The following is a 25,305-nucleotide window of genomic DNA, read 5'->3' as shown; positions in this document are numbered from 1 at the left end:
TCCGCCGGACCTTCGAACAGTTCCATGCGGCGTTCCGGCGCACCGGATGGTTAAAGGGACAAGGGAAGGTCCCAAGATGAACCAAGCTCGTTGGGTGGATTAGCCAAAGGCGTAATCCGCCTTTCGCCGGATGAAAAACAGGTGGGTTACGCTGCGCTAACTAAGCCACCTTACGCGCTTGCAGGAGCAGGCATCGCAGTCATTTGACAGAGACGAATCAACGATCTTTAGGCTACCCAAAAGTGATTCCCGAGGCCGCAGGACATTGTTCATCCATGGATATGAAGAGCCCCATTTCGTCAAATAGCGAGTACCGGTTTTACCGGGGTCTGGTTGCCACCTGTGTTGCCAACGGAATTCAGGCGGCAAATTTTCTCGGCGATCGATTCCTGAGAAAGAGGCATCATTTATCTTCGGAAATCGATGAGCTGTACACGAACTCGATGAACAGCGCATTTTCCGCGACAGAATCCTTTCTCGTCACGGGAGCGCCGCACGCATCGGCATATTATCCGCGAGACTTTGCCTGGTTCTATCCCGATGTTCTCGATCCCGACACCATCATGGATTCCGAGGATGCAATTCGCAGGGTTCGTTTGCTCGAAAGAAGTGTCCGGCTTATGCTGGAAGCCGTTCGCTCCGGTGTTATCACGACCACTATTATCCCGGCGGGACGCAATCGGTTTATTGGTGTCGACTACTTTTCGCGGCCTTCGGATACGCTGTTGGGCATCCTCGCCGGTCTGGAGCAAATCATGTGCGCCGACCGAAGAGCGTCGGCGTCGTATCTGGGATTGTCACAAGGCGCCCATGCTGGCCGCTTGTTGCTGATCGAGTATCGCGAGGATCTGAAAGAAGCGATCATCCAGCTCGCAAGATCGTTGGAGCCGTTCGAGGATGACGGAACCGGTTATTTGCTTTGTGACGCGGCCGCACCTCGCTCGGCGGCGACAGATACCCGCGCCGAACGCAGGCGTTTCGTCACCAATGCATGCGTCTACGCGACTTTTTTGCGCGCCATACAACTCGGGGTCATCGGCATCAGCGAGCTGGAGCAATTGCTCGGGCGCGAACTATCACGATATAAAGCGCAGCTTCTCCGCTTGTTCGGCAAGCATGGCTATATTAGTCATTCCCTGGATTGCGATAACGAACCGCCCGCGTCTTCCATCGCCCTCGATTTCGTCAATGTGCAGGGGGGATTTTGGGATTTGACAGACGAGAGCGAACGCGCGTTGTTCGCAGCCACAACAGATCTGATCCTCGCGGAACCGCGGTTTCGCGTGCCGAATACGTTTCACTTCCTGGTTTCCGCGAACAATCCGCGCAGAAAGATGATCCACAAGATCGCGTCACCATCCTACCAAGGCCGTACTTCCTGGCCGACGTTTAATGTCGAATTCGCGGACCGCATGCTAGACCACGACGAATTTTCAGGAGCCTCTGCATACGGATCCTGCGCTCGAGACATCTTGAGCGACATTCGTGCCGCAACCGAATTGCATGGCGGATATCAGGAGCTTCTATCGGATAAAGGCCTCAAATATTGTACGTGGGCTTATCGGGGAGCCGTCGCTCACTCCTGGTTTCCCCGTTTCCTGACTGTCTGGAAAAGGGCATTCGAGACCCCGCTGCTGGATTGGAAGCGGTCGGACATCTGCCGAGTCACACGCAATCAAGCTTGATGTCGTAGCTCGTAGCCCTTAGGGCGGATTAGCCAAAGGCGTAATCCGCCTTTCGCCGGATGAAAAATAGGTGGGTTACGCTGCGCTAACCCACCCTACGCGCTGGACCCGTGGCCGGCGTAATAGACCACCGCGACCTGCGCACGCGCCGCGTCGCGCGGGAAATCGCGGGTCATCTTCTGCGTCGCCGCGCCGCGAACGGGGAAAGCCGGCGGCCCCTATCGCTGATTTTGAAAAATAGCCACCAAATGACTTTTGCCGGCCGCGGATGATGTGCCTTGAGCCCTTTCCACCTCTCGCAAGGCTTGTGCTCCGGTCCGAAGCTCACCTAACATCCGCGTGGCTCGGCTTTGCGGGAGGTCTATTTGAAACGTTTCGTATCAGGCCTGTTGTTTTTCTCTTTCTGGCTTGCCGTAGGCGCTACCAGCGCGGCGCCGCCCGCGAGTTGCGCCAGCAAGTTCGTTGGTAGTTGGACGGTACGCGTCGAAGCAACAGGCCAAACCTACCCTTCCTTGATTCTCCCCAACGGAAGAACGCAAGTGACTTGTCCGATGTGTACGCCCGGCGGTACTTGGACGTGCGCGGGTGACACAATAACGGTGAACGTTGACAACGGCGTCACGACGCAACATCGGCTGCACGCAGATGGAAAAACAATGTCTGGCGGGTGCTGTACGATTACGCGCTCGGGACCAGCTCCTGCTATGAGTTCGGACACCAAATCGCAGCCGGGGTCGAAGTCACGGCTGTCGGGCGCACCACCCGCCCCAGCAGTTCCTTCTGTTTCGAACAGCAGGCCCCGGCAGGCCCAGTCTTGCAGCGATATCACGGGCACGAAGGACTCGAGCCCAGCGGCCACCAACTGCAAGGACGCCGTTGCCGACCGTGACGTCGCCCGATTGAACCGTAAAAAGGATCCCGAGCTTTCTAAATACGGATACAAAAAGGCTGCTGAAGCCGCGCATCGTGCGGGCGATACCGCCCTGGAACAGAGCATCCTCCGTGAAGCGCAAGCACCGCCCGCGGCCGAAACGCCCGACCCGGATCGCGACAACAACCTTCGCGACGGAGCATTCTACTTGAGCGCGGCAAAGGCCGCTGAGGAAAACGATCCCGGCTGTGAGGGCTTCACGACGGCTGCCGAGGACTACCTTCAGGCCGCGAAGTTTTTCCTGCGTGCCGATGACGTCAAACAGGCGGATGAGCTGCTGCGTCGGCGCGACGCGCTCAACGCGCGGGTCGATCGCACCAGGCAAGAAGGTCGCTGTCATCCGCTTCGCGAAACCAATACTCAATCAGGGACAGCATCAAACTCGAAACAGCCGGATATGGCCGCCGAGCAGTGTCGTCGCGCGCTCGAACAAGTCAAAAACCTGACCGCGTCCGGTACCGATATGTCCTCGGTCGGGACCGACAAGGCCGAGGCGGGAGACCGTGATTGGAGAATAGTAATGGCTGCCCGGATGAAACTCGCGAGTGAGGGCTGTTCCGAGCCGGACGCCAAGCCGTTCACCAAGGATGAATGTTACTATACCTGGTTATACTGGGTCGCCAAGGAGGGCATGAGTCGGCAGGGTGCCCAGGACAAGTTGAAAAAGGCGGGCTGTGCAGGCTAAACGGCTGGGCTTCGGAGATCAGGATAAGGACCTCCGCCGCCGCTTGAATGCGACTTTGCGCTGGTAGCACAGCTTTCGTTTCGCGTGCGGTGGCGGAAGTCCACTGATATGGCCGACAGGCAGAATTCGACTTGCACCTAAAATCGAATTTGCCGTGACGGATCAAGCTGATTTGCCCTGTCCAGCCCTGGTTGAAAAAATATTCTGATTTTCCGAAGACGCAAATCACTTTAATAACGCGGCCGTCCTGTCCCACAGAGGGGCGGCTCGAGATCGTCACGGACGCGGGACAGGATGCGGTGGACGCGGATGGCGCTTGAGACGAGGGCGCCCGAGGCGGACGGCGAAGTCGTGTGGTTCTGACGCCTCGACGCTGGCGTCAAGCTCGTGAGAAGCAAGCTTCTCAGGGGTGACGGTGACAAAAAAGCCCGATCGCCGGGAAGAGCACGAAGCAAGCCGTAAACCATTGCGCGGGGAATGCCGGGCGATTTCCGGTGTGACCTGACTAACGCGTGTGCGTTCTATCGCTACCATTGCACACGCGGCTATCGGGCGCATCGGGCGCCCGGCATTCCCTGCGCCCTCTGCTGAGGAGGGCGGAACGAGCAGGCCAAACCTCGCGCGAAACATGCGGCGAGATCGCGAAAGTGTATCTGGCCGTCGCCATGACGGAGGCGCGGGCGAATCGTTTCCCCCGTTGGGCAGATGATGGTAGGACACCCCCGCCGACCCGCCGCTGCCCACCCAACCGGCCCAATCCTCCGCCCCGATGAAAAACGACGAGATTCTCAAGGAAATTTCCGAATTCTGCCGCCAGGCGGATATGGCGGAATCGACCTTCGGCCGCCGCGCGGTCAATGACGGCAAGCTGGTGCACCGCCTGCGCGAGGGCAAGCGAATCACCATCGACACGCTGGACCGGATCCAGGCCTATATCGCGGCCTCGATGCCGGGCGGGGTGGCCCCGCCGCGCGGCCTGCAGGTCCCACCCGAAAAGCGCGATCCCCGCAGCAATTTCCGGTTTTTCGAGAACCGGCAGAAATACCTGCTGTTCGTCCATACCTGCAGCGAAAAACGGGTGATCGCCGAGCGGGCCGGGCTGGAATTTGGCAGCATTCACCCCCGTCCGCCGGCGCTTCGGGTGTTCGACGCCGGCGTGGGCGACGGCACCGTGCTGGCGCGGGTGATGCGCTCGATGCACGGCCGTTTTCCGCATATGCCGTTCTATATCGCCGGCAAGGAGCTCAGCCTCGAGGACGTCCGGCTGACCCTGGAAAAGGTGCCGGACCGGCTGTTCGAGCATCCGGCTACCGTATTCGTGCTGACCAACATGTATTACGCCGAGGCCCCCTGGCTGACCCCGGTCTCGACTGCCGCGGCTGCCAGCACGATCTGGCACGAAGTTCCCCTGCGCGGGGCCTCCTCGGGCGAATTCGAGGCCCAAATCGCCGAACTCAAGCCATTTCTGGAGCAGAACTGGCGGGCCAATGTCAGCCCGCGCTCGGGTATGCCGCTCTATGAGCGGCCGGTCGCGATCGTGCTGTACCGGGAGGACCACAGTTTTCTGCTCGATCAGATCATCCCGCGGGCCGGCCGGACCGAGGCCAATTTCGACCTGATTATCGCTTCCCAGCCCTACCGGGCCAAATCTTCGGTAAATTTCCGTGCAAAACGCATCATTGCGCCCCTGGCGCGGGCGCTGCGGGCGGGGGGGCGTTTGATCGGAATTCACTCTCACGGCCAGGACCCGGGGATGGAGATTATTCAGGCAGTATGGCCTGGAGAAAATCCTTTCGCGGTCAGCCGCCATGAGCTATTGCGCGCGGTGAAATACGAGCTGGGATCGGCGGCCCGCGACCTTAATTTTAATGCATATGCCGATAACCGTTCGATCTTCCGTTATGATATGGAAGCGTTGCCAAACGAGGTCACCGGCTCGATCGGAACCTCCACGGCCTTTGCAGCATGGAACGCGGCGGTGTATGTCGCCCAGATCGAAGACGACCGGTTGACGGAAATGACCCAAAGCGGCGGTTATCTCGATGCCGTCAGAGAGGTTTTGCGCAAGCATAACGGGCTCTGGTTTTACGACGAATCCTACGTCATCTCGCGCCGTCGGGACTGACATTTCAGGACAGCATGAAAGGGCCGCCAGGGCCTGGCGGAATAAAGGGGTTGGTTGATGCGCGCGTCATATCTTTTCACCAGTGAATCGGTTTCCGAGGGCCATCCGGACAAGGTCTGCGACAGGATTTCCGACGAGATCGTCGATCTGTTTTTCCGCGAAGGCCCGAAGGCAGGTATCGATCCCTGGGCCATCCGCGCGGCTTGCGAAACGCTTGCCACCACCAACAAGGTGGTGATCGCAGGCGAGACCCGCGGTCCCGAGTCGGTCACCAACGAACAGATCGAAAGCGTGGTGCGCGAGGCGATCAAGGACATCGGCTACGAGCAGGAAGGCTTCCACTGGAAGACCTGCGACATCGAGATCCTGCTGCATCCGCAATCCGCCGACATCGCGCAGGGCGTCGATGCGCTGCAGCCGGGCACCAACAAGGAAGAAGGCGCGGGCGATCAGGGCATCATGTTCGGCTACGCCACAAATGAAACCCCTGACTTGATGCCGGCGCCGATTTTCTACGCCCACAAGATCTTGCGGCTGATCTCGGAAGCCCGGCACTCCGGCAGGGAAAAGGTGCTCGGCCCCGACTCCAAGAGCCAGGTCACCGTGCAATATGAGAACGGCAAGCCGGTCGGCGTGCGCGAGATCGTGGTCTCGCATCAGCATCTGGTCGAGGACATGACCTCGAACCAGGTTCGCGACCGCGTCGAACCCTATGTGCGCGAAGCGCTGCCGAAAGACTGGATCAACGGCAAGACCATCTGGCACATCAATCCCACCGGCAAGTTCTACATCGGCGGCCCCGACGGCGACACCGGTCTCACCGGCCGCAAGATCATCGTCGACACCTATGGCGGTGCGGCCCCGCATGGCGGCGGCGCGTTCTCCGGCAAGGACCCGACCAAGGTGGATCGATCGGCGGCTTACGCCGCGCGCTATGTGGCCAAGAACATCGTCGCTGCCGGTCTTGCCGACCGTGCCACGCTGCAACTCGCTTACGCGATCGGCGTGGCGCGGCCGTTGTCGATCTATATCGATACCCACGGCACCGGAAAGGTGCCCGAGGACAAGCTCGAGAAGGCGGTCGCCGAGACGATGGATTTGACGCCGCGCGGCATTCGCAAGCATCTCGATCTCAACAGGCCGATCTATGCGCGCACCTCGTCCTACGGACATTTCGGCCGTACGCCGGACAATGAGGGTGGATTCTCGTGGGAGAAAACCGACCTGGCCGAAGCGCTCAAGCGCGCGGTGTAATTCTTTCTTGCCTCTCCCCCGCGTGCGGGGAGAGGTCGTGAGCCGAAGGCGAACGGGTGAGGGGGAGCCTCCGCGTACGCCGCTATCGCCGTGTTTGCGGCAGTAGCCCCTCACCGCAGCCGGTACTTTCGCATTGGCGTTCTCAGATGAAGAACGGCGGCCGTAGGCCGCCGTTGCCCTCTTCCCGCAAGAGGCGGGCCGAGGGAGCAGATAGCGTCACAAAGCGTCCAGTTTCGTTTGGTACGAGAGACCCGAATTCACCGTGTTAGGAAAAAACATATGACAACCGCCACCGCCAAGAAGCCCGCCTTCACCGACTACATCGTCAAGGACATCTCGCTCGCCGAGTTCGGCCGCAAGGAGATTTCGCTGGCTGAAACCGAGATGCCCGGCCTGATGGCGACGCGCGAGGAATATGGTCCGAAGCAGCCTTTGAAGGGCGCGCGCATCGCCGGCTCGCTGCACATGACGATCCAGACCGCGGTGCTGATCGAGACGCTGGCGGCGTTGGGGGCCGACATCCGCTGGGTCTCCTGCAACATCTATTCGACCCAGGATCACGCCGCGGCCGCGATCGCAGCGGCCGGCATTCCCGTGTTCGCGGTGAAGGGCGAGAGCCTCGCGGAATATTGGGACTACACCGCAAAGCTGTTCGACTGGCACGGCGGCGGCACGCCCAACATGATCCTCGATGACGGCGGCGACGCCACCATGCTGGTGCATCACGGCCTGCGCGCCGAGCAGGGCGACGTCAAATTCCTGGACAAGCCGGAGTCGGAAGAAGAGACAGTCTTCTTCGCGCTGATCAAGAAGCTCTTGAGGGAAAAGCCGAAGGGCTACTTCGCCGAGATCGCAAAGAATATCAAAGGCGTTTCGGAAGAGACCACCACGGGCGTGCACCGGCTCTACAACATGGAGAAGGAAGGCAAGCTGCTGTTCCCGGCGATCAACGTCAACGACAGCGTGACGAAATCGAAGTTCGACAATCTCTATGGCTGCCGCGAATCGCTGGTCGACGGCATCCGCCGCGGCACCGACGTGATGATGTCGGGCAAGGTGGCGATGGTCGCCGGTTTCGGCGACGTCGGCAAGGGCTCGGCGGCGTCGCTGCGCCAGGCCGGCTGCCGTGTCCTGGTGTCCGAGGTCGATCCGATCTGCGCGCTGCAGGCGGCGATGGAAGGCTACGAAGTCGTCACCATGGAAGACGCCGCACCGCGCGCCGACATCTTCGTCACCGCCACCGGCAACAAGGACATCATCACCATCGAGCACATGCGCGCGATGAAGGACCGCGCCATCGTTTGCAACATCGGTCACTTCGACAACGAGATCCAGATCGCGCATTTGCGCAATCTGAAGTGGACCAACATCAAGCCGCAGGTCGACGAGATCGAATTCCCCGACAAGCACCGCATCATCCTGTTGTCGGAGGGCCGCCTCGTGAACCTCGGCAATGCCATGGGCCATCCGAGCTTCGTGATGTCGGCCTCCTTCACCAACCAGACGCTGGCGCAGATCGAGCTGTTCGCCAACAACAAGGACGGCAAATACGCAAAGAAGGTCTACGTGCTGCCGAAGTCGCTGGACGAGAAGGTGGCGCGGCTGCATCTGTCCAAGATCGGGGTGAAGCTGACCCAGTTGCGGCCCGACCAGGCCGAGTATATCGGCGTCAAGCCGGAAGGCCCGTTCAAGGCGGATCATTACCGGTATTGAGCGAGGTATCGGCACGGAACAGCCCCGCAGCGATGCGGGGCTTTTTGTGCTGAAGCTGCAGCGCGCGACGATTCGAACAGGCTGGATCTTTAACGGGGCGCTAACGCTCTTGCCGCATGTTGCACGTTCAGCGCGCAATCGGTGGGGCCGGCCATGACCTCGGTGGATCAAGCTGCAAAAATTCCTGCGCTGTCGTCGGGGACCGATGCAGGCTTGCTGATGAACCCGGTGCGCCTTCGCATCATTGCGTGGCTCTGGATCGGTCTCGCCTTCGTCGCCTACCCGGTCGACCTGCTGCAGCAGACCAAAGACGGCCTGAGCAACGGCCTGGGCCGTCCGTTCGGCGACGACTTCGTCAATTACTGGTCCGGTTCTTTTCTCGCACTGCATGGCCGCGTCGCCGAAGTCTACGACTTCGCCGCGTTCCACGTCTTCGAGCAGTCGGTCACCGCGCAGACGATACAATATTATCACTATTCCTATCCGCCGTTGATGCTGCTCATGACGCTGCCACTGGCGCTGATTCCCTATGTGCCCGCGCTGTTCGTGTGGCTTTCCGCGACCTGGTATGCGTTTTATCGTGCGCTGAAGCTCACCGGCAGCGAAGGTGTCTTGCTGCTGTCGATTGCGACGCCGGCGCTTTTCGTCAGTGCCGTAGGCGGGCAGAACGGCGCGATGACGGCGGCCTTGCTGGGCGGCGGGCTGATGCTGGTCGATCGCCGGCCGGTCGTCGCCGGCATCCTGTTGGGCCTGATGGCCTACAAGCCGCATCTGGCCCTGATGCTGCCGTTTGCGCTGCTTGCAGGCCGGCGCTGGCTCGTGATCGTCGTGGCGGCTGCGACCGCCATGCTGCTGGCGGCTGCAAGCGTCGCCGTCTACGGCGTTGATGCCTGGCTGCACTACCAGCACAACGTCGCGGTGCTGCGGGCGGTGATCCTGGAAGATGGCGCCGGCGTATCGCACCGCATGGTGTCGGTGTTCGTGTTTGCGCTTCACCTCGGCGCAGGCGTCGGGATGTCCTACGCGGTGCAGGCGGCGAGCGCGCTGGTCGCGGCGTTCTTCGTCGCACGATCATGGCTGCGCAACGACGAAGCTCATATCCGCAACGCCATGGTCATTGTCGGTACCTGTCTCGCGACGCCCTATCTGCAGGATTATGACCTTGTGATGGGCGCGTTCGTCGTGGTGTGGCTGCACATGGAAGAAGCGCGTTCAAAAGTTCCAGTGCAATGGATCCGGGCTGCAATGGCCATGATCCTGCTCTTGCCGCTGGTGACCGCTCCGGTCGGCAAATTCGTGGGAATTCCCGTCGGACCCGTGTTTATTGTTCCGGTGTTCCTGCTGCTGCTGCGTCTGGCGGCGGAGCGCCGTCGCGCCGCTGGCGGTCAGCTCCAGCCAAGTTCGTGACTTTTGGCCTGCGCGGCTGCGGTTTTTCTCCGGCTTTGCCGATTGACTAACCGCCTTAGCGGTCGGACAGTCCAGCTTTCGGAGACCGCTATATGCAACATGAACATTTCGACGTGCTGATCGTCGGCGCCGGGCTGTCCGGCATCGGCGCGGGGTATCACTTGCAGCAGAAGTGTCCCGGCAAGCGTTTTGCCATTCTCGAGGGCCGCGACTGCATCGGCGGCACCTGGGACCTGTTCCGCTATCCCGGCATCCGCTCCGACAGCGACATGTTCACGCTGGGCTATTCGTTCAAGCCGTGGACCGAGGCGAAGGCGATCGCCGACGGGCCGCAGATCCTGAACTATGTCCGCGAGACGGCGGTCGAGAACGGCATCGACAAGAAGATCCGCTTCAACCACCGGGTCAAGCGCGCCTCATGGTCATCTCCCGACGCGTGCTGGACCATCGAGGCCGAGCGCAAAGTGGGCGAGGGCGGCACGGAGCTGGTGCGCTTCACCTGCAATTTCCTGTTCATGTGCTCGGGCTATTACAAATACGAGGAAGGCTACACGCCGGAATTTTCGGGCCGCGACAATTTCGCCGGCCGCATCGTCCATCCGCAGAAATGGCCCGATGATCTCGACTACGCGGGAAAAGGCGTGGTGGTGATCGGCTCCGGTGCGACCGCGGTGACGCTGGTGCCGGAGATGGCGAAGAAAGCCGGCCACGTCACCATGCTGCAGCGCTCGCCGACCTATGTGGTCTCGCGCCCGGCGCAGGATCCCGTCGCCAACAAATTGCGGGCGCGTCTGCCCTCGAAACTCGCCTACCATCTGATCCGCTGGCGCAACGTGCTGTGGGGGATGTATTTCTTCCAGCTCTCCAGGCGGAAGCCCGCGCGCGTCAAGGAGCTGATCCTCGGCGGCGTCAGAATCGCGCTCGGTCCCGACTACGACATCGCCTCCCATTTCACGCCGCGCTACAATCCCTGGGATCAGCGGCTGTGCCTGGTGCCGGACGGTGACCTGTTCAAGGCGATCAGGGAAAAGCGCGCCTCCGTCGTCACCAATGAAATCGACACATTCACCGAGAGCGGCATCAAGCTGAAGGACGGCAGCGAGCTCGAAGCCGACATCATCGTCACCGCCACCGGCCTCGTTCTGCAGGTGCTCGGCGGTATGGAGGTTGCCGTCGATGGCCGCACGGTCGATTTCGCCAGGACGCTGAACTACAAGGGCATGATGTATTCGGACGTGCCCAATCTCGCGGCCTCGTTCGGCTACACCAACGCGTCGTGGACGCTGAAATGCGACCTGACCTGCGAATACGTCTGCCGCCTGATCAATTACATGGACCGGCACGGCTACAAGAAATGCATGCCGCACAATGTGGATCCCACGATCACCGAATTGCCGTCGCTGAACTTTTCGTCGGGCTACGTGCAGCGCTCAATCGCGAAAATGCCGAAACAAGGCTCGAAGCGGCCATGGCGGCTCTATCAGAATTACGCGCTCGACATCGTCACGCTGCGCCTGGGCAAGGTCGATGACGGGGTGATGCAATATTCGTGAGCGGCGGAAAAAGCCGGCGGAAGATGTTTGCCGGCAGGTTTTTCTCGAAGCGAGCTTGATCGGGCAATTTTTGCCGCGCTTGTTGGCGCCCGATGCTGCAAAATCCCATCATTTCGCGATGTTTCAGCGCTCTCGCTGCTGGCATGACCCTTGCTCGACTTCGGCAGCTTTCGCCCGGAGTTAGCCATGTCGGTTTCGTCTACAGGCTTTCTGCCCAAGTCCATCCTCGCCGCGCCGACGACATCGACGGCAACCCTGACCCCCAAGCCGGCCCAGACCGCGGAGCAGAAATTCCTCGAATACGCCAAGATGACGCCCGCGGAGCGGATGCATGCCCAGATGCTCGCCGAACTCGGTGTAACGGAGGATCAGTTCAAGGCGATGAGTCCCGCCGATCAGCAGAAGATTGAAGACAAGATCAGGGACATGATCAAGAAGCAGGTCGACAACGGCAGCGAGAAGCGTGCCGGCCTGATCACCGACAAGTCGGTGTGAGCGACGCCTGACCCCACCCGATCCCGTGCGGGAAATTGGCGCGGCCATCGTCGCCCGCCGGGGGGCCATCCTGACTTAATCGTGTTCCAATTTGCCCGCCGCCGTATGTTGCGCCGTGGTGAGATCGCTTGGCGTACCCAGTCCAAAATGGCTAGAATTGCCGAAAACCATCGGAGTTCAGAGCCATGTCGACGTCCGCACTCTCGTGGCGGCGGGAGAGGCCGGCGGTCCTGGCTTACGCCATCGCAGTCCTGTGGTGGCTGGAGCCGTTGCGATCGATTTGGCGTTCGCCCGGCTCGTCGGCGATGATCCGTCGGTATCATTGTTTCTCTGCGCGATCATGTTTGTGGCGTGGGCCAGCGGCACCGGCCCAGCCTTGCTCGCGACGGCACTGGCCATTCTGGCCCTCGGTTATTTCGTTCTGCCGCCGACTTATTCATTCGCTCCTGAATTGAAGGAAATTCCGCGGCTCGCATTCTTTGTCATCGCGGCGCTCTTGGTCGTCGCGCTGGGCGCCGCGCAGAGACGGGCGGCGGCCGCGCTTCGGGTGGTCCGCGACGAGCAGCAGGGAACGGTGCGGGAATTGCAAGCGCTCAATGAGACGCTGCGCGCCGAAAATACCGAACGCAAGCAGGCAGAGGAAAGGACCCGCCGGGCCGAACAAGAACTGCAGCTGACCATTGATACAATCCTGGTGCTGGCTGCGCGCTACCGGCCCGATGGATTCATGGATTTTCGCAACCAGACCTGGCGAACCTACACCGGCCTTTCCCAAGACAATGTCGAAGGCCATCGCTGGGGGGGCGCGCTGCATCCCGATGATCTTCCGATGGTCGAGCGAGCGTGGCGGGAGCATATCGCGACGGGCGAGCCGTTCGAACTGGAACAGCGGCTGCGAAGAGCCGACGGGGAGTACCGATGGCACTGGGTTCGCCGCGTGCCGCTGCGCGACGAGAAGGGCGAGGTCATCAAATGGTACGGTGTCGCGCTCGACATCGACGATCGCAAGCGGGTTGAAGATGCATTGCGGCAGAGCGAGGCCGACCTGGCCAAGGCCCGGCATGAATTTCAGCTGATCATCGACACGGTGCCTGTACTGATCCTTCGGCATCGCGCCGACGGCGTTATCGATTATGTCAATCAGGTCGGGCGCACGTACAGCGGGCTCTTAACGACGACTTGGACCAGACGCACCAGCATTATAACGCATCCCGACGATGTTCCGCGGCTTGAAGAAGCTTGGGATAGCGCACTGGCGACAGGCGAACCGTTCGAGACGGAACAGCGGCTCCGAAGAGCCGATGGCGAGTACCGCTGGTTCGCCACACGGCGCGTGCCGCTGCGCAGTGACGAGGGAGATGTGATTGCCTGGTACGGGGCGACCTACGACATCGAGGACCGGAAGCGCGCCGAGAACGCATGGCGCGGCAGCGAAGCGCAGTTGGCGGAGGCCCGACGCGAGCTGCAGCTGACGATCGATTCAATTCCGGTGATGGTGTCGACTTTCGAGCCGGACGGCACGCGCGCTTTCGTCAATCGAACGTGGCAGAATTACACTGGTCATAGCGAGCGAGAAGCGACGGGCAAGGGAGTCGATACTTCGGCCTATTATCATCCGGATGATGTCGAGCGGTTCGCAAACGCGTGGCGCGTGGCGCAGGAAAACGGCGAGATGCTGTCGGTGGATGTGCGCACGCGCAGGGCCGATGGCATCTATCGTTGGTACACCATGCGCCGCGCGCCACAACGCGACGAGAAGGGAAACATCGTTAAATGGTATTCGGTCGGTGTCGACGTCGAGGACCAGAAGGTTGCCGAGAATGCGCTGCGGCGCAGTGAGGCCCAACTCACCAAAGCCGAAAAGGACCTTCGACGCACACTTGATTTGATTCCGACGCTCGCCTGGCGCGCCCGAGCCGACGGCTATGCGGAATATCTCAATAAACGGTGGCTCGACTACACCGGACTCTCCCAGGAGCAGGCCCTGGGCTGGGAATGGCAGGCCGCGGTTCATCCCGACGACCGGCCGGCTCTGCATTACGCCTGGCTGAGAATGCTCGAAACCGGCATACCCGACGAGGTCGAGGCGCGTATGCGGCGTTTGGATGGGGTGTATCGCTGGTTTCTGTTCCGCGCCGAGCCGCTGCGGGACGAGGCCGGCGTCGTAGTTGCCTGGTATGGAACCAACACCGACATTGAGGACCGAAAGCAGGCCGAGAGTGCCTTGCGGAGGAGCGAGGCCTATGCGCTCGAAGCGCAAGAACTCAGCGCAACAGGTAGTTTTGCCTGGGAGATCGCGACCGGTGCCTACTTCTGGTCGGACCAAGCCTATCAGATTCTGGGTTTCGATCGAAGCGTCAAGCCCCGGGTCAGCCTGGTGATCGAGCGCGTCCATCCGGAGGATCGTGCCATCCTGGTCCGTGAACTCGAACGTTCGAGGCAAGGCGCGCGGAACCACGATTACGAGCTGCGCCTGCTGATGCCGGATGGGAAAATCAAATACCTGCATGTTATCGCGCTTCGCGTGAAGTATGAATCGGGCAAGGAGGAAATCATCGGCGCGCTGATGGACGTCACGGAGGCGAGGAAGTCGCAGGAAACCCTGCACGCCGCACAAGCCGCGCTGGCTCACGCCAGTCGCGTCGCGACCCTCGGAGAAATCAGCGCGTCCATCGCGCACGAGGTCAATCAGCCGCTTGCGGCGATCGTCGCCAATGGCCAGGCTTGCCTACGCTTTCTCAGCCGGGAAACGCCCGATCTCGAGGACGTGCGCGGGGCCGTCGAATGGATCGTCAAGGATGGCAACCGGGCGGGCGAGGTGATCCGGCGCGTCCGCGGGTTGCTGAAAAAGGCGGACACCGAAAAGACCCCCCTCGACATCAATGAGCTCGTCAACGAGGTCGCCGTGCTACTGCGGCGCGAGCTGGCCGTTCAGGAGGTGACCCCGCAGCTGTACCTCGCGCCCGCGGTGCCGCCGATTATTGCGGATCGGGTTCAGCTACAGCAGGTGATCATGAATCTCGTCATGAACGGCGCCGAAGCGATGCAGGTGGTCACGGGCCGGCCGCATCGGTTGGCGATCCGTACCTATCAGGATGAAACGCATCGCGTCGTGGTTGCCGTGGAGGACAGCGGCCCGGGGATCGCAAGCGAGCACGCGGACCGCTTATTCGATCCGTTCTTCAGCACCAAGCCCGGCGGACTGGGTATGGGCCTTTCGATCTGCCGCTCGATCGTCGAGGCCCATGGCGGCCGGTTGTGGTCATCCGCGAACGCCGGTGTGGGTGCCACGTTCCAGTTCGCGCTGCCACCGCACCAGGGGAGTACAGCGTGAACCGGCCTGTCGAAACTGGAAGGTGGGGAGCGGCATATCGCAGATGCCGGCGGCAGGAACAATGAACGAGAAAAACCAACCGCAGCACATGGTCTTCGTTGTCGATGACGACGAATCGATGCAGGTCGCGCTGACCTACCTGTTCCGGTCGATGGGCCTGCCGGTCAAGGTGTTCAGCTCCGCCACCGAACTGTTCAAGAGCAAGCTGCCGGACATCCCCAGCTGCCTGGTGCTCGATATCAGGCTGCCGGGGGTCAGCGGCCTCGAGTTTCAGGATGTGCTGGCAAAAGCCGGGATCCGCATTCCGATCATCTTCATCACAGGTCACGGCGACATCCCGATGTCGGTGAAGGCGATGAAGGCTGGCGCCGTGGATTTCCTGACCAAACCGTTCCGGGATCAGGACATGCTGGACGCCGTGACGCGGGCGCTTGATCTGGACCGGAAGCGGCGCGAGGGTGAGACGGCGACATCCGGGCTGCGAACCCGGTTCGAATCGCTTACGCCGCGTCAGAGCGAGGTGTTGACCCTCGTCACGCAGGGCTTGATGAACAAGCAGATCGCGGGGGTGCTGAATGTCAGTGAAATCACCGTCAAAATTCATCGTGGACAGGTGATGAAGAAGATGGAGGCGCGGTCGCTGGCGGAACTTGTGAAAATGGCGGAGATGCTCGGGGTCAGTCGGAAAACCCTCTAGGGTGCAAATCCATCGGGGTGCAAACCTAAGTATGATTTCCCGGCCGGAGCCCGCAAGCGCAGTGTACCGATGGACGATGTTGCACGAGCAGGTGCTCTGCCTCTGTTCCAGGATCGATTGACTTGACTACAATTCCGGTGATTTCCGTCGTTGACGACGATGCATCCATCCGCACTGCGATATATAATCTCCTGAGGTCGCTCGGATACATCGTCCATGTGTATCCCTCCGCCGAGGCCTTTCTGCAATCGCCGCAACTGCACAATACGTGGTGCGTGATTGCCGATGTGCGCATGCCCGGAATGAGCGGGATCGAGCTGCAATTGCGGCTGCGCAGCGAGGGAAGCCGCATGCCCTTTGTGTTCGTTACGGCCGTTCCCGAAGAAGGCGTCCGCGCCAGCGCGCTGGAGGGTGGAGCGATTTGCTTTCTGACCAAGCCGTTCGACGAGGACTGCCTCGTCGCTTGCCTCGGCAAGGCCCTGGCATTGTATATCGGCGGAGCACACGGCTAATTCCGCGAATACCGGGTCGCTCGGGCCGATTGTTGCAGAAAACGCGGCAGGCGTGACCCGGTTCGCGCCCGCGTTCCCTCGGTAGCTTCGCACCAACGGATCATACCAACGTCTTAGCCCGGCAACCCCATGGAGGATAGGTCCCCGGCGCTGCCGCGAGCATGTTGCCGCAGATAATGAACCGGCGACTTGCGGTTCATTCGCACCAGGGAGAACGGCCGAGATGTCCGACACCATCGATCTTTACCGCCGCCGCTTTTTTGGTACCGTGGCCATGGGCCTCGCCGCGGCCCAGTTGGCTTTGAGCGGTTCCGCGGAGGCCCAGCCCGGCAAGGCAAAAGCCGCGGAGCTGCGCAAGATCAAGCCGGGGACGAACACGTCATTCGCATCTTTGAAGCAGATCGACGCCGGTGTGCTCAATGTCGGCTACGCCGAAGCCGGTCCCGCCGACGGTCCCGCGGTCATTCTGCTGCATGGCTGGCCCTACGACATTCATAGTTATGTCGATGTCGCGCCGCTGCTGGCATCGGCGGGATATCGCGTCATCGTCCCCTATCTGCGCGGCTACGGCACGACGCACTTTCTTGCCGGCGAGACGTTCCGTAACGGTCAGCCCTCGGCGCTCGCGGTCGATACCATCGCCTTGATGGATGCACTCCAGATCGAGAAGGCGACGCTGGCCGGATACGATTGGGGCGCGCGGACAGCCGACATCGTCGCCGCGCTCTGGCCGGAGCGCTGCAAGGCTCTCGTTTCCGTCAGCGGCTATCTGATCGGCAGCCAGGAATCCGGCAAGATGCCGCTGCCGCCAAAGGCCGAGCTGCAATGGTGGTACCAGTATTATTTCGCCACCGAACGCGGCCGGGCCGGCTACGACAAATACCGGCACGATTTTGCCAAGCTGATCTGGCAGCTCGCCTCGCCGAAATGGGACTTCGATGCCGCGACCTTCGATCGGAGCGCCGCCGCCTTCGACAATGCGGATCATGTCGCCATCGTGATCCACAATTATCGCTGGCGGCTGGGCCTCGTCGAGGGCGAGCCGAAATACGACGATCTGGAAAAGCGGCTTGCCGCCGCGCCGGTCATCACCGTGCCCACGATCACCCTGGAGGGCGATGCCAATGGTGCACCACATCCGGAGCCCGGCGCCTATGCCAAGAAATTCACCGGCCAGTATGAGCATCGGATCATCAAGGATGGCGTCGGCCACAACCTGCCGCAGGAAGCTCCGCAGGCCTTTGCCGAAGCCGTCGTCGAGGTTGCCGAGATTTGATCGGCGCAACGAAAGGCTTCGAGCCCCGTTGGTAATTTACCCAACCAGCCAGATTGGACGGCGACCATGCGACTATCTTCAACCAGGTTCCTTGCGGTGATTGTGCTCGCAATTGTCGTGCTTCTCACCGCTGCAGAATTCGGCCCGGCATTGCTGAGCGGGCGGTAAGTGCACCGGCTTTGAATCACGTGCGGCAGATGTGCGGGAGGACTTCGACATGCGAGCTGACATGATCCCGGGGGCGATCTTCCCCGATTATGAGCTCTCCGACCACACGGCGAAGCGGCGGAAGCTCTCCGAGCTGCAAGGACCGCATCCGATGGTCCTCGTCCTCAGCCGCGGTGGCTTCTGCCCGAAGGACCGGCGCCAGGCTGAGGGGTTGCTCCAACTCCATCGCGAGATGGAGGTCGGCTATTGTCGGCTAGTGACGATCAGCACCGACAATATCACGGAGACGAACGAGTATCGCAGCGGCGTCGGCGCTCACTGGCCCTTCCTCTCCGACGTGCGCCGCATGGTCCAGAAAGATTTCGACATCGCCGAATACACCGATCCCGACCACGATCCCATGATCCCGCACGTGATCGTGCTCGAGCCCGGCCTCGTCATTCACAAGATCTATAACGGCTATTGGTTCTTCGGCCGGCCTACGATGGAAGATCTCCGGCAGGATCTGCGTGCCGTCAGCCGGAAATGCCGGCCGGACTGGGACATCACGACGCCCGAACTCAAGGCGGCGTGGCAGCAGGGCCGCAAGGACCTCTTCTATCCCTACGGCAAGACATACGTCCAAACGCTCGGCGAACAGGATTAGGAGGATCGCAATGGCTCGCACCCACCAGACAGGCGAAGCCCTCTTCAGGTCGATCCTGCCCGAAGACATCGAGTGGAAGTCGTTTCCGGCGTTTCCGCCGCAGGCCCGCCTGGCGGTGCTGGTCGGGGAGCCCACTCAACCCGGGCCCTACGTCATCCGGGTCAAGGTCCCAACCGGCGTGAAGCTGATGCAGCACCGGCACCCGGAGGATCGTATCTACACGGTGATGTCGGGCGTGTTCTACATCGGGCTCGGCGATCAGTTCGACGGCGACAAGGTGCGGGCTTTCCCGCCGGGGAGCGTGATCGTACTGCCCGGCGATACCTACCATTTCCACTGGGCGAAATCCGGCGAGTACGTCACGCAAGTGACGGCGATCGGCCCGCTCGGCCTCGAATATCTCGATCCCGCCGACGATCCGCGCCAACGTAGCTAGGAGATCCGCGATGCGCACGCGATCAGGGTCAGAGGTCGACGGCGGAATGAGCTGAACGGTTGATGCAACCCAATGAAGGAGGTTCACCGTGCGTAGGCGATTCAAGGATCTGTCCATCGTTCCGGTCACCTCGCTCGCGCTGGCCATGATGCTGCCGGCGGGAGCGGTTTCGGCTCAGAGCGCCGCCCCGCATGGCGCCGCGGCGAGCGGATCGGGAGATCGAACCATGGCTTCGTCCGAGCGGCCACGGGACGACCTGGCAGCCAAGCTTGTTCGGCGCGAGGTCCAGCGCTCGCCGTCATCGATTCCGGGTCGCGAGATCGTGCAGGTGGAGACGTCGATTCCGGCGGGAGTCGAATCCGGATGGCACGTTCATCCCGGAGAAGAGGTCGGCTACATCATCGCCGGCCGGGTCGAGATGAAGGTCCGGGGGCGTTCCAACATCATCCTGCACGCCGGAGACGGATTCCTGATCCCGCCGCGGACGCCTCACAATGCGCGCGACCTCGGCCCGGACACCGGTCGGATGCTTTCGACCTATATCGTCGAGACGGGACAGCCGCTCGCGACGTTCGTGGACCAGCACGCTCAACGTTAGGGCCGGGCCGCAGCGAGACCGCATTGGGATCGCTCCGTCCGTCAATTTGCGAAAGACAATGTAGGCGTGGCGCGCCCGCCACCCCTTTCAACATCGAGGAGAGAGCCGTGACGGACATCAAGGAAAGAACCGGGACGACTACGAGCGAGACTCCGAAAGCGCGGACGATCGACATGAAATTCGAAATCGTCGTCATCCCCGTTTCCGACGTCGATCGCGCCAAGCGCTTTTACGGCGGCCTCGGCTGGAGGCTCGACGCCGACTTCGCCGCCGGCGACGACTACCGTGTGATCCAGTTCACGCCGCCTGGCTCCGGCTGCTCGGTCATCTTCGGCAAGAACGTCACCGCGGCGGCGCCCGGTTCCGCGCAGGGACTGTATCTGATCGTCTCCGACATCGAGGCCACACGAAAAGAGTTGCTGGGTCGCGGCGTCGCGGTCAGCGAGGTGTTCCATGACGCCGGCGGCGTGTACGCCGGCACGGACGAACCCTATTTGTTTGGGCGGCTCCGGGTGAGTGGTTTGGATCCCGAGCATCGCAGCTATCGCTCGTTCGCCTCGTTCAGCGATCCCGACGGCAATGGCTGGCTGTTCCAGGAAATCATCGCGCGATTGCCCGGACGCGTGGAGGGGGACACGACCTTTACCTCGTCGACCGAGCTCGCGGCCGCGCTGCGGCGTGCGGCGGCGGCGCATGGCGAGCACGAGAAGCGGATCGGCAAGCCCGATGCGGAGTGGGCGGACTGGTACGCCGAGTACGTCGTCGCCGAGCAGGCCGGCAAGGAGCTGCCGTCATGAGCGGGGGTTGGATCGGCCGATCTTGAATAGCTAGATCCCGCCGGCGATCCGCGTTGAGCGGGTGAGCGCCTGCTCCCGCGCTCCGAACGATCAGGGCAATTCAGCCACGCCCGTGTCAGCGGGGCCGCTTCGTCGCGTTCCAGGCAAACAGGTGTGCGGTGTAGGCACTATCGCTAGCCTAACACCAACGTATGGGGCGACCAAACGAGCGTTGGATGGGGGGCGGCGCTCGACGCACTATCGCTATCGCGAGGGGCGCTGGCGTTGAAGCACAGCTCGATCCTGCCCGAAGACATCTTCCACCAATACTGAAAATCCCTGAAGGAGATTGACCATGCCTAACGATCGGAAAGTTGCCGTTATTACCGGTGCCTCGCAGGGTATCGGCGCAGCGTTGGTCAAGGCGTATCGCGATCGCAACTACCGGGTAATCGCGACCGCGCGCTCGATCAAACCGTCGAACGATGATGACGTCGTCGCGGTGCCCGGTGACATCGCCGATCGCAGCACGGCGCGGCGTGCGATCTCGGAGGGTGTGGAGAGGTTCGGGCGCATCGATACGCTCATCAACAATGCCGGCATCTTCATCGCCAAGCCGTTCACTCAATACAGCGAGGCCGACTATGCGGCGATCACGGGCGTCAACACCGCAGGCTTCTTCCACACCACGCAGCTGGCGCTTGCCGAGATGGAGAAGCATGGCAGCGGCCATGTCGTGCAGGTCACGACAAGCCTGGTCGACCAGGCCAACGCTGGCGTGCCGTCCGTGCTTGCGTCGCTGACCAAGGGTGGCCTGAATAGCGCGACCAAATCGCTCGCGATCGAATATGCCAAGCGCGGCATCCGCGTGAACGCGGTCGCGCTGGGTGTCATCAAGACGCCGATGCACCCCGCGAGGACGCATGCGCAGCTCGACACCCTGCATCCGGTCGGCCATATGGGCGAGATCTCCGACGTCGTCGACGCGATCCTCTATCTCGAGTCGGCGAACTTCGTGACGGGCGAGATCCTTCATGTCGACGGCGGCCAGAGCGCCGGTCATTGAGCAAGCCCGCGCGTTGATCTGTGCGCGCCAGCCCGGTGTCGAGGAGCCAATCGTGAGCATCCGGGTAACGTGCGAGGTGCGAAGCCGGGAGCGACTTCGATTACATCTCGGGAAAAAGCGGCGCTCATCAAGGGTGCATGCCACCAGTTTCGCGTTGTTCCAGGCTGCCGCGGCCGTGGCTGTTCGCGCGCAATAACGGCGACTATCTGCTATTGTTCGAGCTCGGCGGTGCCGCGGTTACCTTGGCGCTCGCCATCGATCTCATCATGGCTCTGACGGTTGCCCGGAAACCTCCCGAGACACGCGATGACACAGGCCTACGAAATCATTGAGCGCAATTATGACGTGGTAATCGTTGGTGCCGGCGGCGCCGGGCTACGCGCAGCTCTCGGAATGGCGGCGTCGGGATTGAAAACGGCCTGTGTCACCAAGGTGTTTCCGACCCGCAGCCACACCGTGGCCGCCCAAGGCGGCATGGCGGCCTCGCTCGGAAACATGGGCGACGGCGACAATTGGCGCTTCCATATGTACGACACGGTCAAGGGCTCCGACTGGCTCGGCGATCAGGACGCCATCGAGTACATGTGCCGGGAGGCGGTGCCGTCGGTGCTGGAGCTCGAACATTATGGCGTGCCGTTCTCGCGAACCGATGAGGGGCGGATCTATCAGCGTCCCTTCGGCGGCCAGATGCTCGAATATGGAAAGGCAATGGCGCAGCGTACCTGTGCGGCGGCCGACCGGACCGGCCACGCCATCCTGCACACGCTCTACCAGCAGTGCCTCAAGCACAACACCGCGTTCTTCGTCGAATATCTGGCGCTCGATCTGTTGATGGACGAGGACGGCGCCTGCCGCGGCATGCTCGCCTGGAACATGGAAGACGGGACGCTGCACCGCTTCCGCGCCCATCGCACGGTGCTGGCCACGGGCGGCTACGGCCGCGTCTACTTCTCCTGCACCGCCGCCCATACCTGCACCGGCGACGGCAATGCCATGGTGCTGCGCGCCGGGCTGCCGCTCGAAGACATGGAATTTACCCAGTTCCATCCCACCGGCATCTACGGCTCCGGCTGCCTGATCACCGAAGGCGCGCGCGGCGAGGGTGGCTATCTCACCAATTCGCGAGGTGAGCGGTTCATGGAGCGCTACGCGCCAAGTGCCAAGGACCTTGCCGGCCGTGACGTCGTTTGCCGTTCGATGACGATCGAGATCAACGAGGGCCGGGGTTGCGGGCCGCTCAAGGACCACATCCTTCTTCATCTGGAACATCTGGGGGCCGAGCTGTTGCATCAGCGGCTGCCCGGCATCAGCGAGACCGCGCGGATCTTCGCCGGCGTCGACGTGACGCGCGAGCCGATCCCGGTGTTGCCGACCGTCCACTACAACATGGGCGGTGTGCCGACCAATCTGCATGGCGAGGTCGTCACGATGCGGGACGGCGATCCCGAAGCGGTCGTCCCCGGACTGATGGCGATTGGCGAGGCCGCCTGCGTCTCGGTTCATGGCGCCAACCGGCTCGGCTCCAACTCGCTATTGGATATCATCGTGTTCGGCCGCGCGGCGGCACATCGGGTGGTGGAGACCCTGCGGCCAAGGGAAGGGCACGCGCACGTCTCCAAAGAGGCAACCGACCGGGCGATCGCCCGGCTCGACCGGATCAGGTGGTCAAAAGGCAAAACCGGGGCAGGCGCAATCAGGCTGGCGATGCAGCGGACGATGCAGCGTCACTGTGCCGTGTTCCGCGATGGCCCGTTGCTGGAGGAGGGCCTGAGCAAGCTTGACGGCGTCATCGAAACGATGCGTGCCGACCTCAAGGTCGCCGACCGTTCGATGATGTTCAACACCGATCTCGCCGAAGCGCTCGAACTTGACAATATGCTGGCCCAGGCTAGCGTCAGCCTTCGCTCGGCGATCGGACGGACGGAAAGCCGCGGCGCGCATGCGCGGAAGGATTTTCCGAAGCGAGACGATGAGAACTGGCTCAAGCACAGCTTCTGCTGGCTCGGCGATGACGGCCAGGTTCGGCTCGACTACAGGCCGGTCCATCTGCAGACCCTTTCGAACGATGTCGCGACGATACCCCCGAAGGAGCGCGTGTACTGACCCTGTGGCCCTCCCTGAGGCGCGCGGCGGCACCGTGCGCCCTTAACGCGAAGAGCCGACAGAGCCCTCGATTAATGCGGCGATCTCGTCCGCTGCCGTGTCCAGCGCGAAATGGCCGGCGTCGAGCACGTGGACCTGGGCGTCCGGCACATCGCGGCGATAGGCTTCCGGCTCCGAGAGGTCGAACGAGAGATCGTGCTTGCCCCAGATCACCAGCAGGCGCGGCTGTTTCGCACGCATCCACTCCTGCCATTTGGGGTAAGCCTCGACGTTGGTGCGGTAGTCGTAGAACAGGTCGGTTTGAATGTCGGCCTGGCCGGGCTGGTTGAGAAAGCCAAACTCATCGGTCCAGAGGTCAGGATCATAGCGTTCCACGATGGGATCTTTCCCGACATGCCGCGTTCGCGTCGCTTGCAGCGACAGCAGATTCTTGCGGAGCGTGGTTTCGTTGGCAGCCCGGTCGGCCCAAAAGGCTCGCCGCGGTTTCCAAAGCTCGCCCAAGCCTTCGTTGTGCGCCACCGCGTTCTGGACAATGAGGGCTTCGACCCGTTCCGGATGGGCCAGGGCCATCCGGAAACCGACGGGGCCGCCATAGTCCTGCATGTAAAGCGCATAGCGGGAGAGCCCGAGTGCCTCAGCAAAGTGATTCATGATGTCGGCGGTGTGATCGAAGGTGTAGGCAAATTGTTTCGGATCAGGCCAGTCGCTATGTCCGAAGCCCGGGTAATCCGGGGCGACAAGATGATAGCGATCGGAAAGCCGGGCCAGCAGGGGCTCGAACATGCGCGACGAAGAGGGAAGTCCGTGCAGGAGCAGAAGCGTCGGCGCATCTTGCGGGCCGGCCTCCCGGTAGAAGATGGAGAGACCTTCGATCTGCGCCGTACGATAAGAAGTTGGGTATTGCATCGGGCAACTCCTCTTTTGACCTGGTCCGGCAATCGAAATGATGCGGCGATCACATCGCCAGCAACGACATGCGCGATAGCACGCCGGAAATAGCGATGTGGATCAAACCTAGGTATAGGAAGGCCGCTCCTTGCGCCGTCGGGCGGACGGGCTTGGTCGCAGATGAAGCATCGTTTACCGGACGCATCCCCTCAGGAACAGTTGCGCGCAGGTGTGAGCCCGCTCACGCACGGCCTTCGCCGACAGCGGCCTGCCTTGCTGCAGCATCGCCGCACGCTGGGGTTCGGAGATCATCATTCCCAGGAGCATGCCGGCGGCGGCCTTCGGATCCTCTAATTTGATCTTGCCCCGCTTGCACTGCGCGTCGAGCCATTCCGCCAGCGCGACCGGAACGCGCTGGACGCCGTTCTTGTAGAAGGCCCGCGCAAGCTCGGGCAGGCGATCGGATTCCGCGATCACCAGCCGGTGCAGTCCAACGACTTCCGGGTCGAGGGTTAAGCCCGCACAGTCGATCAGCATGGTTTCCAGCGCCGAGGCGAGGTCGGCGCTGTCCACGACATCAGCTACGACGCTCGCGAAAAACTGGTCGAGCCGCGCGCTGACCATCTCCTCGAACAGCGCCGCCTTGGTCGGGATCAGGCGATAAAGCGTTTTGGTCGAAACCCCGGCACGGGCGGCCACAGCCTCCATGCAGGCGGCGCCGTATCCGCTTTCCAGGAACTCGTGGCGCGCGGCCTCATGGATGAGGTGGCGCGTTTCCTCGTCGGGGCGCGCCTGCGGCCGGCCCCGGCCTCGCTTCACGATCTTGTTACGCAGTTCCATCTCGGCATCCCATTGATCGCCGCAATGTAGGATGTATTTAGGAAAATATCAAGTTTCCTAATTCGGCGGGGCGCGCGTACGAGACGGCTCACGCCGAGACATCGGAAACGAGGGAAA

20 protein-coding genes are annotated in these 25,305 nt (G+C 61.9%); 18 read left to right on the top strand and 2 right to left on the bottom strand.

All coding sequences use genetic code 11. The annotated features are described in order from the left end of the window. Positions 1-281: 281 nt before the first annotated feature. The 18 genes from B5525_RS40590 (at position 282) to sdhA (ending at position 23,460) form a co-directional block, all read left to right on the top strand. Positions 282-1,685, top strand: a complete 1,404-nt coding sequence (locus B5525_RS40590) for a hypothetical protein (protein WP_079574440.1) — start codon at positions 282-284, stop codon at positions 1,683-1,685. A 704-nt stretch (positions 1,686-2,389) separates the two neighbouring features. Continuing rightward, positions 2,390-3,301, top strand: coding sequence for a hypothetical protein (locus tag B5525_RS40585; RefSeq protein ID WP_079571886.1), 912 nt, complete (start codon positions 2,390-2,392; stop codon positions 3,299-3,301). A 769-nt stretch (positions 3,302-4,070) separates the two neighbouring features. Next, positions 4,071-5,426, top strand: coding sequence for a hypothetical protein (locus tag B5525_RS40580; protein ID WP_079571884.1), 1,356 nt, complete (start codon positions 4,071-4,073; stop codon positions 5,424-5,426). 57 nt (positions 5,427-5,483) lie between these two features. Further along, a complete protein-coding gene (gene metK, locus B5525_RS40575; protein WP_079571883.1) occupies positions 5,484-6,680 on the top strand; it encodes a methionine adenosyltransferase in 1,197 nt (398 codons plus the stop codon). 279 nt (positions 6,681-6,959) lie between these two features. Further along, positions 6,960-8,393 (top strand): adenosylhomocysteinase, encoded by a 1,434-nt coding sequence (gene ahcY, locus B5525_RS40570; RefSeq protein ID WP_079571881.1) that lies wholly within the window; start codon positions 6,960-6,962, stop codon positions 8,391-8,393. A 153-nt stretch (positions 8,394-8,546) separates the two neighbouring features. After that, positions 8,547-9,800 carry a glycosyltransferase family 87 protein gene (locus B5525_RS40565; protein ID WP_079571880.1) on the top strand — a complete coding sequence of 418 codons (1,254 nt, stop codon included), beginning with the start codon at positions 8,547-8,549 and terminating at the stop codon, positions 9,798-9,800. Positions 9,801-9,892: 92 nt separating this feature from the next. Continuing rightward, positions 9,893-11,353 carry a flavin-containing monooxygenase gene (locus B5525_RS40560; RefSeq protein ID WP_079571879.1) on the top strand — a complete coding sequence of 487 codons (1,461 nt, stop codon included), beginning with the start codon at positions 9,893-9,895 and terminating at the stop codon, positions 11,351-11,353. A gap of 186 nt (positions 11,354-11,539) precedes the next feature. Beyond that, the gene (locus B5525_RS40555; protein ID WP_079571878.1) at positions 11,540-11,848 is read left to right on the top strand and encodes a hypothetical protein; all 309 of its coding nucleotides are present in this window, start codon (positions 11,540-11,542) and stop codon (positions 11,846-11,848) included. Between the two features lie 157 nt (positions 11,849-12,005). After that, positions 12,006-15,182: a PAS domain-containing protein gene (locus B5525_RS40550; RefSeq protein WP_172900074.1), complete on the top strand. Its 3,177-nt coding sequence runs from the start codon at positions 12,006-12,008 to the stop codon at positions 15,180-15,182. 61 nt (positions 15,183-15,243) lie between these two features. Further along, positions 15,244-15,879, top strand: coding sequence for a response regulator transcription factor (locus tag B5525_RS40545; protein WP_079571876.1), 636 nt, complete (start codon positions 15,244-15,246; stop codon positions 15,877-15,879). Between the two features lie 122 nt (positions 15,880-16,001). Further along, positions 16,002-16,391: a response regulator transcription factor gene (locus B5525_RS40540; RefSeq protein WP_244567746.1), complete on the top strand. Its 390-nt coding sequence runs from the start codon at positions 16,002-16,004 to the stop codon at positions 16,389-16,391. Positions 16,392-16,614: 223 nt separating this feature from the next. Then, a complete protein-coding gene (locus tag B5525_RS40535; protein ID WP_079571874.1) occupies positions 16,615-17,667 on the top strand; it encodes an alpha/beta fold hydrolase in 1,053 nt (350 codons plus the stop codon). A 217-nt stretch (positions 17,668-17,884) separates the two neighbouring features. Beyond that, a complete protein-coding gene (locus B5525_RS40530; protein ID WP_172900073.1) occupies positions 17,885-18,481 on the top strand; it encodes a redoxin domain-containing protein in 597 nt (198 codons plus the stop codon). A 10-nt stretch (positions 18,482-18,491) separates the two neighbouring features. Next, positions 18,492-18,917, top strand: coding sequence for a cupin domain-containing protein (locus tag B5525_RS40525; protein WP_079571872.1), 426 nt, complete (start codon positions 18,492-18,494; stop codon positions 18,915-18,917). A gap of 88 nt (positions 18,918-19,005) precedes the next feature. After that, the gene (locus B5525_RS40520) at positions 19,006-19,515 is read left to right on the top strand and encodes a cupin domain-containing protein (protein WP_197687888.1); all 510 of its coding nucleotides are present in this window, start codon (positions 19,006-19,008) and stop codon (positions 19,513-19,515) included. Positions 19,516-19,688: 173 nt separating this feature from the next. Then, positions 19,689-20,312 (top strand): VOC family protein, encoded by a 624-nt coding sequence (locus tag B5525_RS40515; RefSeq protein ID WP_079574436.1) that lies wholly within the window; start codon positions 19,689-19,691, stop codon positions 20,310-20,312. Positions 20,313-20,646: 334 nt separating this feature from the next. Beyond that, positions 20,647-21,357, top strand: a complete 711-nt coding sequence (locus B5525_RS40510) for an SDR family NAD(P)-dependent oxidoreductase (RefSeq protein ID WP_079571871.1) — start codon at positions 20,647-20,649, stop codon at positions 21,355-21,357. Between the two features lie 306 nt (positions 21,358-21,663). Continuing rightward, positions 21,664-23,460 (top strand): succinate dehydrogenase flavoprotein subunit, encoded by a 1,797-nt coding sequence (gene sdhA, locus B5525_RS40505; RefSeq protein WP_079571870.1) that lies wholly within the window; start codon positions 21,664-21,666, stop codon positions 23,458-23,460. Positions 23,461-23,502: 42 nt separating this feature from the next. Here sdhA and B5525_RS40500 read toward each other — a convergent pair whose 3' ends face one another. Both B5525_RS40500 and B5525_RS40495 read right to left on the bottom strand, forming a co-directional pair. Next, positions 23,503-24,366 carry an alpha/beta fold hydrolase gene (locus tag B5525_RS40500; protein ID WP_079571869.1) on the bottom strand — a complete coding sequence of 288 codons (864 nt, stop codon included), beginning with the start codon at positions 24,364-24,366 and terminating at the stop codon, positions 23,503-23,505. A gap of 174 nt (positions 24,367-24,540) precedes the next feature. After that, positions 24,541-25,188 (bottom strand): TetR/AcrR family transcriptional regulator, encoded by a 648-nt coding sequence (locus tag B5525_RS40495; RefSeq protein WP_079571868.1) that lies wholly within the window; start codon positions 25,186-25,188, stop codon positions 24,541-24,543. Positions 25,189-25,305 lie beyond the last annotated feature (117 nt).

Source organism: Bradyrhizobium erythrophlei, from assembly GCF_900129505.1.
Taxonomy (GTDB): Bacteria; Pseudomonadota; Alphaproteobacteria; order Rhizobiales; family Xanthobacteraceae; genus Bradyrhizobium; species Bradyrhizobium erythrophlei_D.
This window is presented reverse-complemented; position numbering and strand designations above follow the sequence as displayed.

Bases quoted from the DNA above. Each gene is read 5' to 3' on its own strand.
- B5525_RS40530 (WP_172900073.1), top strand. From the start codon at position 17,885: ATGCGAGCTGACATGATCCCGGGGGCGATCTTCCCCGATTATGAGCTC.
- B5525_RS40565 (WP_079571880.1), top strand. From the start codon at position 8,547: ATGACCTCGGTGGATCAAGCTGCAAAAATTCCTGCGCTGTCGTCGGGG.
- B5525_RS40580 (WP_079571884.1), top strand. From the start codon at position 4,071: ATGAAAAACGACGAGATTCTCAAGGAAATTTCCGAATTCTGCCGCCAG.
- B5525_RS40585 (WP_079571886.1), top strand. From the start codon at position 2,390: ATGAGTTCGGACACCAAATCGCAGCCGGGGTCGAAGTCACGGCTGTCG.
- B5525_RS40500 (WP_079571869.1), bottom strand. From the start codon at position 24,366: ATGCAATACCCAACTTCTTATCGTACGGCGCAGATCGAAGGTCTCTCC.
- B5525_RS40495 (WP_079571868.1), bottom strand. From the start codon at position 25,188: ATGGAACTGCGTAACAAGATCGTGAAGCGAGGCCGGGGCCGGCCGCAG.
- B5525_RS40510 (WP_079571871.1), top strand. From the start codon at position 20,647: ATGCCTAACGATCGGAAAGTTGCCGTTATTACCGGTGCCTCGCAGGGT.
- B5525_RS40515 (WP_079574436.1), top strand. From the start codon at position 19,689: ATGAAATTCGAAATCGTCGTCATCCCCGTTTCCGACGTCGATCGCGCC.
- B5525_RS40560 (WP_079571879.1), top strand. From the start codon at position 9,893: ATGCAACATGAACATTTCGACGTGCTGATCGTCGGCGCCGGGCTGTCC.
- B5525_RS40535 (WP_079571874.1), top strand. From the start codon at position 16,615: ATGTCCGACACCATCGATCTTTACCGCCGCCGCTTTTTTGGTACCGTG.
- B5525_RS40590 (WP_079574440.1), top strand. From the start codon at position 282: ATGAAGAGCCCCATTTCGTCAAATAGCGAGTACCGGTTTTACCGGGGT.
- ahcY (WP_079571881.1), top strand. From the start codon at position 6,960: ATGACAACCGCCACCGCCAAGAAGCCCGCCTTCACCGACTACATCGTC.
- B5525_RS40525 (WP_079571872.1), top strand. From the start codon at position 18,492: ATGGCTCGCACCCACCAGACAGGCGAAGCCCTCTTCAGGTCGATCCTG.
- B5525_RS40555 (WP_079571878.1), top strand. From the start codon at position 11,540: ATGTCGGTTTCGTCTACAGGCTTTCTGCCCAAGTCCATCCTCGCCGCG.
- sdhA (WP_079571870.1), top strand. From the start codon at position 21,664: ATGACACAGGCCTACGAAATCATTGAGCGCAATTATGACGTGGTAATC.
- B5525_RS40545 (WP_079571876.1), top strand. From the start codon at position 15,244: ATGAACGAGAAAAACCAACCGCAGCACATGGTCTTCGTTGTCGATGAC.
- metK (WP_079571883.1), top strand. From the start codon at position 5,484: ATGCGCGCGTCATATCTTTTCACCAGTGAATCGGTTTCCGAGGGCCAT.